Source organism: Pseudomonas sp., assembly GCF_035277045.1.
Classification (GTDB): Bacteria; Pseudomonadota; Gammaproteobacteria; order Pseudomonadales; family Pseudomonadaceae; genus Aquipseudomonas.
Genome location: NZ_DATELE010000008.1, coordinates 1 through 8677, shown reverse-complemented (window position 1 = coordinate 8677; position 8677 = coordinate 1). Strand labels below are relative to the sequence as shown.

At 64.4% G+C, this 8677-nt stretch carries 7 protein-coding genes, 2 tRNA genes and 1 pseudogene; 9 read left to right on the top strand and 1 reads right to left on the bottom strand.

The window, feature by feature from the left end:
* The 9 genes and pseudogenes from VJS90_RS00330 to VJS90_RS00290 all read left to right on the top strand — a co-directional run.
* On the top strand, positions 1–462 hold a 462-nt coding region (locus tag VJS90_RS00330; RefSeq protein WP_414704881.1), incomplete at its 5' end, for a glutamate ligase domain-containing protein.
* Entirely contained in the window at positions 446–1084 is a 639-nt protein-coding gene (locus tag VJS90_RS00325; RefSeq protein ID WP_324117996.1) for an SPOR domain-containing protein, read from the top strand. The genes VJS90_RS00330 and VJS90_RS00325, both read left to right, overlap by 17 nt.
* Positions 1085–1211: 127 nt before the next feature.
* Entirely contained in the window at positions 1212–1766 is a 555-nt protein-coding gene (locus tag VJS90_RS00320) for a CvpA family protein (protein ID WP_324117994.1), read from the top strand.
* A 42-nt stretch (positions 1767–1808) separates the two neighbouring features.
* Positions 1809–3314 (top strand): amidophosphoribosyltransferase, encoded by a 1506-nt coding sequence (gene purF, locus VJS90_RS00315; RefSeq protein ID WP_324117992.1) that lies wholly within the window; start codon positions 1809–1811, stop codon positions 3312–3314.
* Positions 3315–3330: 16 nt separating this feature from the next.
* Complete coding sequence (locus tag VJS90_RS00310) at positions 3331–4542, top strand: O-succinylhomoserine sulfhydrylase (protein WP_324117990.1); 1212 nt, start codon at positions 3331–3333, stop codon at positions 4540–4542.
* A complete protein-coding gene (locus VJS90_RS00305) occupies positions 4542–5312 on the top strand; it encodes an SDR family oxidoreductase (RefSeq protein ID WP_324117988.1) in 771 nt (256 codons plus the stop codon). Before VJS90_RS00310 ends, VJS90_RS00305 begins: the two co-directional genes overlap by 1 nt.
* 130 nt (positions 5313–5442) lie before the next feature.
* Positions 5443–5518, top strand: a tRNA-Val gene (locus tag VJS90_RS00300).
* Between the two features lie 78 nt (positions 5519–5596).
* Positions 5597–5673 (top strand) — tRNA-Asp (locus VJS90_RS00295).
* Between the two features lie 160 nt (positions 5674–5833).
* A pseudogene (locus tag VJS90_RS00290) lies at positions 5834–6655 on the top strand (DUF2242 domain-containing protein); the annotation flags it as partial.
* Between the two features lie 727 nt (positions 6656–7382).
* On the opposite strand, the gene mrdA reads toward VJS90_RS00290, so the two are convergent.
* Positions 7383–8677 (bottom strand): penicillin-binding protein 2 (gene mrdA, locus VJS90_RS00285; protein WP_324117984.1); only part of this gene is annotated, 1295 nt, incomplete at its 5' end.

Below are 8677 nucleotides of genomic sequence, written 5' to 3'. Positions count from 1 at the left end.
CGTATCACCGGGTGCCTCGACCGCCGGGCGCTGAGCTGGCAGGGCAAGCCGCTGGAGCTGCTGCTGGATGTGGGGCACAACCCGCATGCGGCCGAGTACCTGGCGGCGCGCCTGGCCAGTCGCGCGAGCGGCGGACGCCGCCTGGCGGTCTTCGGGTTGCTTGCCGACAAGGACCTGGATGGCGTGGTCACGCCTTTGCAGCCGCTGGTCGACAGCTGGGCCGTGGCCCCCCTGGACACCCCGCGCACTCGCCCGGCGGCGGAACTCGAGTCTGCCTTGACGAACCTCGGCGCGGTGGTGAAGTCCTATGCAAGTGTCGATGCTGCCCTGGAAGGGCAGTGCGCACAGGCAGCGGCAGGCGACCAGATCCTGCTGTTCGGTTCGTTTTTCTGCGTCGGCCAGGCGTTGCAATGGCTAGAGCGGCAGGCCGGGGAGGGTGGAACAGATGGCAGTGCTGGATAAAGGGGTCAAGCAGCGCATGATCGGTGCGCTGGTGCTGGTGGCGCTGGCGGTGATCTTCCTGCCGATGCTGTTCACCCGCGAGGACGAAATGCGTCAGGTCCAGGTGCAGGCGCCCCAGGCGCCAGGCATGCCGAGCCCGCCGCAAGTGCAGGTCGAGCCGGTGCCGGTGCCCGAGCCGCAGGCGTTGCCTGAGGAAGCGCCGGTGGTGGTCGATGAGTCCACGGCCCCGGTAGCGCCGCCCAGCACGCCGATTGCCCCGTCGCCTTCCGCGGCCCCGGCGCCCCAGGCACCGGCCGCGCCTGCGCCGAAGGTGGAAAAGCCCGCCGCGCCTGTCGCCTCCACGGCCAAGCCCGCCACGGCGAACAAGGTCGATGGTAACGGTCTGCCGGTCAGCTGGTCGATCCAGTTGGCCAGCCTGTCCAATCGCGCGGGTGCCGACAACCTTCAGAAGACCTTGCGCAGCCAGGGCTACAACGCCTACATCCGTTCGGCGGGTGGCATGAACCGGGTCTTTGTCGGCCCCTTGATCGACCGCGCCGAGGCCGAGCGCCTTCGCGACGTGATCAATCGCCAGCAGAAACTGAAGGGCTTCGTCGTGCGCTTCCAGCCCGAGCGTGGCTAAGACGGGTTCTTGCATGCGGGAGCGGCCTTGAGCCCTTGCAGGCCCGCGTTGCGACGCGAGGACGCTCCTACACACAAGGCCGTTGCTCTGGTAAAATGCGCCGCCTCATATCCTTGCAGGCAGCACCGTGGCATTTACCTGGGTCGATTGGGCGATTATCGCGATCATCGCCGTTTCTGCACTGATCAGTCTCAAGCGCGGCTTCGTCAAGGAAGCCCTGTCGCTGCTCATCTGGATCGTTGCCGGGGCCGTTGCCTGGATGTTCGGCGGCTCCCTGTCGCAGTACCTGGAGTCCTATATCCAGACGCCTTCGGCACGGGTGATCGCAGGCTGCACCATTCTTTTCGTCGCCACCCTGCTGGTAGGCGGCATGATCAATTTCCTCATCGGCGAGCTGATTCGCGTGACCGGCCTGGACGGCACCGATCGATTCCTGGGCATGGCCTTTGGCGCCGCGCGCGGGGCCTTGCTGGTGGTGGTGGGCGTCGGGCTGCTGAGCCTGGGGCCCGTGCAACAAGATCCGTGGTGGCAGGAATCGCGCCTGCTGCCACAATTTCTTCTCGTCGCTGACTGGTCGAAAAACCTCATCCTGGGGTTCACCAGTCAGTGGATGTCCAGTGGGATCAGCGTACCTGTTGATCTCCCGTTCAAGGAACAGTTGCCAGGGCTCAAGACGCCCTGAGCGCTTTCCACTCAAGATTCATCAAAGTAGGGGTTGCGTCGCATGTGTGGCATCGTCGGTATCGTCGGTAAGTCGAACGTCAATCAGGCGCTGTATGACGCGCTAACCGTCCTCCAGCACCGCGGCCAGGACGCTGCCGGTATTGTGACCAGCCATGACGGCCGGTTATTCCTGCGCAAGGACAACGGGCTGGTGCGTGATGTGTTCCAGCAGCGCCACATGCAGCGCCTGGTGGGCAGCATGGGCATCGGTCATGTGCGCTACCCGACCGCGGGCAGCTCGACCTCCGCCGAGGCCCAGCCGTTCTACGTCAACTCGCCCTATGGCATCACCCTGGCGCACAACGGCAACCTGACCAACGTCGAGCAGTTGGCCAAGGAGATCTACGAGTCCGACCTGCGCCACGTCAACACCAACTCCGATTCCGAAGTGCTGCTCAACGTGTTCGCCCATGAGCTGGCCGTGCGCGGCAAGCTGCAGCCGACCGAGGAAGACGTGTTCGCCGCGGTCACCGACGTGCACAACCGCTGTGTCGGCGGCTATGCGGTGGTGGCGATGATCACAGGCTACGGTATCGTCGGTTTCCGCGATCCGCACGGCATCCGCCCGATCGTCTTCGGTCAGCGTCACACCGACGAAGGCGTCGAGTACATGATCGCCTCCGAAAGCGTATCGCTGGACGTGCTGGGCTTCACCCTGATCCGCGATCTCGCGCCAGGCGAGGCGGTGTACATCACCGAGGAAGGCCAGCTGCACACCCGTCAGTGCGCCACCGCGCCGAACCTCAGCCCGTGCATCTTCGAGCACGTCTACCTGGCCCGTCCCGACTCGATCATCGACGGTGTGTCGGTGTACAAGGCGCGCCTGCGCATGGGCGAGAAGCTGGCCGAGAAGATCCAGCGCGAGCGTCCGGACCACGACATCGACGTGGTCATCCCGATTCCGGACACCAGCCGCACCGCCGCGCTGGAGCTGGCCAACCACCTGGGCGTGAAGTTCCGCGAAGGCTTCGTCAAGAACCGCTACATCGGCCGTACCTTCATCATGCCCGGCCAGGCCGCGCGCAAGAAATCGGTGCGCCAGAAGCTCAACGCCATCGAGCTGGAGTTCCGCGGCAAGAACGTGATGCTGGTCGATGATTCCATCGTGCGCGGCACCACCTGCAAGCAGATCATCCAGATGGCCCGTGAAGCCGGCGCCAAGAACGTCTACTTCTGCTCGGCCGCGCCGGCGGTGCGCTACCCCAACGTCTACGGTATCGACATGCCGAGCGCCCATGAGCTGATCGCTCACAATCGTTCCACCGAGCAGGTCGCCGAGCTGATCGGCGCCGACTGGCTGGTCTACCAGGACCTGCCGGACCTGATCGAAGCGGTCGGCGGCGGCAAGATCAAGATCGAGCACTTCGATTGCGCGGTATTCGACGGCAAGTACGTCACCGGCGACATCGACGAGGCTTACCTGGATCGCATCGAGCAGGCGCGCAACGACGTCGCCAAGGTGAAGAACCAGGCGGTCAGCGCGATCATCGACCTGTACAACAACTGATTGAGGGAGCAACGGCATGACTGATCAATGGGATGCCGGGCGACTGGACAGTGACCTCGAGGGTGTCGGTTTCGACACCCTGGCGGTGCGCGCCGGTCAGCACCGCACACCGGAGGCCGAGCACAGCGATGCGCTGTTCTTCACCTCCAGCTACGTGTTCCGTACCGCCGCCGACGCTGCCGCGCGTTTTGCCGGCGAAACGCCGGGCAACGTCTATTCGCGCTACACCAACCCTACCGTGCGCGCGTTCGAAGAGCGCCTGGCGGCCCTTGAAGGCGCCGAGCAGGCCGTGGGCACCTCCACCGGCATGTCGGCGATCCTGGCCACGGTGATGGCGCTGTGCAGCGCCGGTGATCATGTGCTGGTGTCGCAGAGCGTGTTCGGCTCGACCATCAGCCTGTTCGAGAAGTACTTCAAGCGCTTTGGTCTCGAGGTCGACTACGTGCCGCTCGCCGACCTGGCGGGCTGGGAGCAGGCCATCAAGCCCAACACCAAACTGCTGTTCGTCGAATCGCCGTCCAACCCGTTGGCCGAGCTGGTCGATATCGCCGCCCTGAGCGAGATCGCCCATGCCCGTGGCGCCATGCTGGTGGTGGACAACTGCTTCAGCACCCCGGCGTTGCAGCAGCCGCTGAAGCTTGGGGCCGACATCGTCGTGCATTCGGCGACCAAGTTCATCGACGGCCAGGGCCGTTGCATGGGCGGTGCGGTGGCGGGGCGCAGCGAGCAGATGAAAGAAGTCGTCGGTTTCCTGCGCACCGCCGGGCCCACCCTTAGCCCGTTCAATGCCTGGGTGTTCCTCAAGGGCCTGGAGACGCTCAAGCTGCGCATGCGCGCCCACTGCGAGAGCGCCCAGGCGCTGGCCGAGTGGCTCGAGCAGCAGGACGGCATCGAGAAGGTGCATTTCGCCGGCTTGCCGAGCCATCCGCAGCACGCGTTGGCCAAGCGCCAGATGAGTGGCTTCGGCGCGGTGGTGAGTTTCGAGGTCAAGGGTGGCAAGGACGGGGCATGGCGCTTCATCGATGCCACGCGGCTGATTTCCATCACGGCCAACCTGGGCGACAGCAAGACCACCATCACCCATCCGGGCACGACTTCCCACGGGCGCCTGTCGCCGCAGGAGCGTGAAGCGGCAGGTATCCGCGACAGCCTGATCCGCGTTGCCGTGGGCCTGGAAGACGTGGCCGACCTCAAGGCTGACCTTGCACGCGGGTTGGCGGCGCTGTGATGGACTGGCCAGGCGGTGAACCAAGCCATAACGGCCGGGTTGCCCTGGTTACTGGTGCCGCGCGCGGCATTGGCCTGGGAATCGCCGCCTGGCTTATCAGCGAAGGCTGGCAAGTGGTCCTGACCGACCTGGACCGCGCGCGCGGTACCAAGGTCGCCAAGGCGCTCGGTGACAATGCCTGGTTCGTCGGCATGGATGTCGCCGACGAAGCGCAGGTGATCAACGCGGTGGCCCAGGTGCTCGGCCAGTTCGGGCGCCTGGACGCGCTGGTGTGCAATGCGGCGGTCGCCAATCCGCACAACGGCACGCTGGAAAGCCTGAGCCTTGCGCACTGGAATCGCGTGCTGGCGGTCAACCTCGGTGGGCCGATGCTGCTGGCCAAGCACTGCGCGCCTTACCTGCGCGCGCATGGCGGGGCCATCGTCAACCTGACATCGACCCGCGCCAGCCAGTCCGAGCCGGACACCGAGGCCTATGCCGCGAGCAAGGGTGGGCTGCTGGCCCTGACCCATGCGCTGGCGATCAGCCTGGGGCCGGAGATTCGCGTCAATGCTGTCAGCCCCGGCTGGATCGATGCACGCGACCCGTCAGAGCGCCGCGCCGAGCCGCTGAGCGACGAAGACCACGCCCAGCATCCGGCAGGCCGGGTAGGGACCGTGGAGGACGTCGCGGCGATGGTCGCGTGGCTTGTGTCGCGCCAGGCAGGCTTCGTCACCGGTCAGGAGTTCGTGGTGGACGGCGGCATGACCCGCAAGATGATCTATACCTGACCTTTTTTGCCTTTTTTGAAAAAAAATTCAACAGGGGTATTGACTTAGGTTCGATAGGTGCGTAAATTTCGCGGCCTCAGAGAAGCAAACGCAACACGGAAACAAGGCAGCAAGCAACGTGTTACGCAGAGGGTGATTAGCTCAGCCGGGAGAGCATCTGCCTTACAAGCAGAGGGTCGGCGGTTCGATCCCGTCATCACCCACCAATTCCTGAGATGTTCCTGACCCAGGGCTCTTCGAAAGAAGAATCCTAATTGAGAGGAACCGGACGCAAGTCCACATGCGCAGCGGTAGTTCAGTCGGTTAGAATACCGGCCTGTCACGCCGGGGGTCGCGGGTTCGAGTCCCGTCCGCTGCGCCATCTTCGCTTCGAGGCCCTTGAACTCCTCGAAGCAACAAAGAAAGCGACCTTCGGGTCGCTTTTTTTGTTTCTGTCATTTGCCAGGCCACGTTGCTCCCGTTCCATCGCCTTGGCGATATGTTGCACAATAGACGCCGATCGTTTTTTCTCGAGACTCGCAATGTCCAAGTCATTTCTCGTCGGTACGCTCGGGCTGGCCCTTGTGCTGGCAGGCGTGTCTGGCTGCTCCTCGAAAAAGGCCGCCATCTACGAACACGAAAACTTCGCTGACTCGGGCACCTTCTCGCGAAGCTTCCCGGTGAGCGAGGCGGGATCGTGCGAAGCGGCTCGCCGGGCCTTGCTCAGCCAGGGCTATATCATCACCAGCAGCGGCGCGGGCCAGGTCAACGGCAACAAGAGCTTCCAGCAGAGCAGCGAAAGCCACCTGCAGATCAGCTTCAATGTCACCTGCGCCCCAGACAGCGGTGAAAAGCAGGGCTCGATCATGTTTGCCAACGCCCTGCAGGACCGTTACGCGCTGAAAAAATCCAACACGTCCGCCAGCCTCGGGGTAGGGGTGCTCGGCTCGCTGTCGATGCCGATCGGCTCCTCGGACGACTCAATGGTCAAGGTGGCGAGCGAGACCGTGACCTCCGCGCAGTTCTATGATCGTTACTTTGCGTTGGTCGAAGGTTTTCTGCCCAAGGCCAGCAAGGTAGCGAGCGAGCCCGTGGCAGCCAGGCCCATCGCCGACATCGGCGTGCCAGAGCCTGCGGCAGCGCCTCTGGCGGCGATTGCGAGCAAGGCTCCGGCAGCGCCCGCGGTTGAGTCGGTTGCGGGTGGGGCCAAGGTAGTAGCGCCCGCTGCCACGCCGATCGAGGCTCTGGCGGCGATCGCGAGTGAGGCCGACGCAATGCCAGCGGTTGCGTCGGTCGAGCCTGTAGCGGCGCCTCTGGCGGCGGGTGCGAGCGAGGCCAAGGTAGAAGCGTCCACTCCCACGCCGATCGAGTCTGGGACGGTGATCGCAAGCGAGGCCAAGGCAACGCCAGCGGTTGCGTCGGTCGAGCCTGTGGCTGTGAGTGCTAGCGAGGCCAGGGCAGCGCCCGCTGCTGCGTCGATCGAGCCTGTACCGGCGCCAGAGGCGGCTGCCGTCGCGCCTGCCAGCGAAACACCGGCTGCGCCTGTCCTCGATGACAGTCAAGGCTCGCAGCCCATCGCGCCGCCCGCCGAAGCCCCACCGATCCAGGTGCAGGAAGACTCCCAGCCCACACCGCTCTGAAACGGCTCAGGCAACGCCGGGACCCTTGTGGGAGAGACTGTCTTTGTCCCCTGCCGGCATCGCGTAACCTTGTGATTCTGCGCCCCGGTGAGGGCTTCGCCCTCATTTCGCGGCACAAGGCACGCTCTCACAGACTCAGCCAACACCGGGCCGGATCCAGCTCCCTGCGCCTCCTGAAACCCTCAACGCCACACCGCCACCACCCGTCGGCGACACAGACCGCAATACCTCGCCGTGATAATTCCCGGAACGCCTGCTACGTTTATTTCACAAACACCGTTTGTCATAACCCGGTCATCCCGGCCCGCTAACGTGGCCCATGACCAACGACCGAAATGAACAAAGAGCGAGCATGCCGATGGACGACTATCAGGAAGAACTTCTCGAATACCAGGCCTACGAGCTGGACACCCCAGAGCCCGCCGATGACGCCACCGAGCTCTAGCATCTCCTACGCATGCGGCACCGCTGCCTTGTCGGCGTTGCCCGCATATCGCGTCTTCAGGTGCCCCTGCTCATCGAGCAGATACGCATCCATCACCTCCCGCACCACAGGCCCGGCAACCCGGCCTCCCGCCTCACCGTTCTCGATCATCACCGCCACCACGATGCTGGGATGATCCGCCGGTGCGAAACCGACGAACAGGGCATTGTCACGATGCCGCTCGAGGGTCTTCTCGCGGTTGTAGCGCTCGCCTTGCTTGATCGCCACCATCTGCGCGGTACCGCTCTTGCCGGCAATCCGGTACTGCGCCCCGGCCGCGGACGCACGGGCAATGCCTCGGGGGGCGTGCATGACCATCTGCATGCCTTCGTTCACCTGGTCCCAGGCGCGGCTGTCATGCAGGACGATGTCGGGCATGGGGTTGGTGTCCACCGGCGGCGTATCACCCACGGTCATCGCCAGGTGCGGGCGATGCCACACGCCCTTGCTGGCCAGCAGGCTGGTGGCCTGGGCCAGCTGCAACGGGGTCACCTGCATGTAGCCCTGGCCAATACCCAGGATCAGGGTTTCACCCGGGTACCAGGCCTGGCGGCGATTGGCCCGCTTCCATTCAGGCGAAGGCATCAACCCCGCGGATTCCTCGAACATGTCCAGCGACACCTTCTGGCCCAGGCCGAATTCGCTCATGTAGTCGTGCAGACGCTCGATACCCAGCTTGTGCGCCAGGTCGTAGAAGTACGTGTCGTTGGAGCGCATGATCGCGCTGTACATGTCCACCCACCCGTCACCGCTGCGGTTCCAGTTGCGGTACTTGTGGTCATAGTTGGGCAGCTCGTAGTAGCCCGGGTCGAAGACCTTGCTTGCTGGCGTGATCACGCCGCTGTCCAGACCCGCGATGGCGACCTCGGGCTTGACCGTCGAACCGGGGGCGTACAGCCCGCGCAGCACACGGTTGAACAGCGGCCGGTCAATCGAGTCGCGCAGCTCGGCGTACTGCTTGAAACTGATGCCCTTGACGAACAGGTTGGGATCGAAACTGGGATTGCTGACCATGGCCAGCACCTCCCCGGTGGCCGGATCGAGCGCGACCACGGAACCACGGCGGTCTCCCAGGGCCTTTTCGGCGGCCAGCTGAAGGTTGGAATCCAGGCTCAGGACGATGTCCTGGCCTGGCGTCGGATCCTGATGCCGCAGCACCCGCATGACCCGCCCCTGGGCGTTGGTTTCCACCTCTTCATAGCCCACATGGCCGTGCAGCTGGGCCTCGTAGAAGTGCTCGATGCCGGTCTTGCCGATGGACT

Coding starts and splice junctions, on each gene's coding strand:
- VJS90_RS00325 (WP_324117996.1), top strand. CDS start 446: ATGGCAGTGCTGGATAAAGGGGTCAAGCAGCGCATGATCGGTGCGCTG.
- purF (WP_324117992.1), top strand. CDS start 1,809: ATGTGTGGCATCGTCGGTATCGTCGGTAAGTCGAACGTCAATCAGGCG.
- VJS90_RS00310 (WP_324117990.1), top strand. CDS start 3,331: ATGACTGATCAATGGGATGCCGGGCGACTGGACAGTGACCTCGAGGGT.
- VJS90_RS00305 (WP_324117988.1), top strand. CDS start 4,542: ATGGACTGGCCAGGCGGTGAACCAAGCCATAACGGCCGGGTTGCCCTG.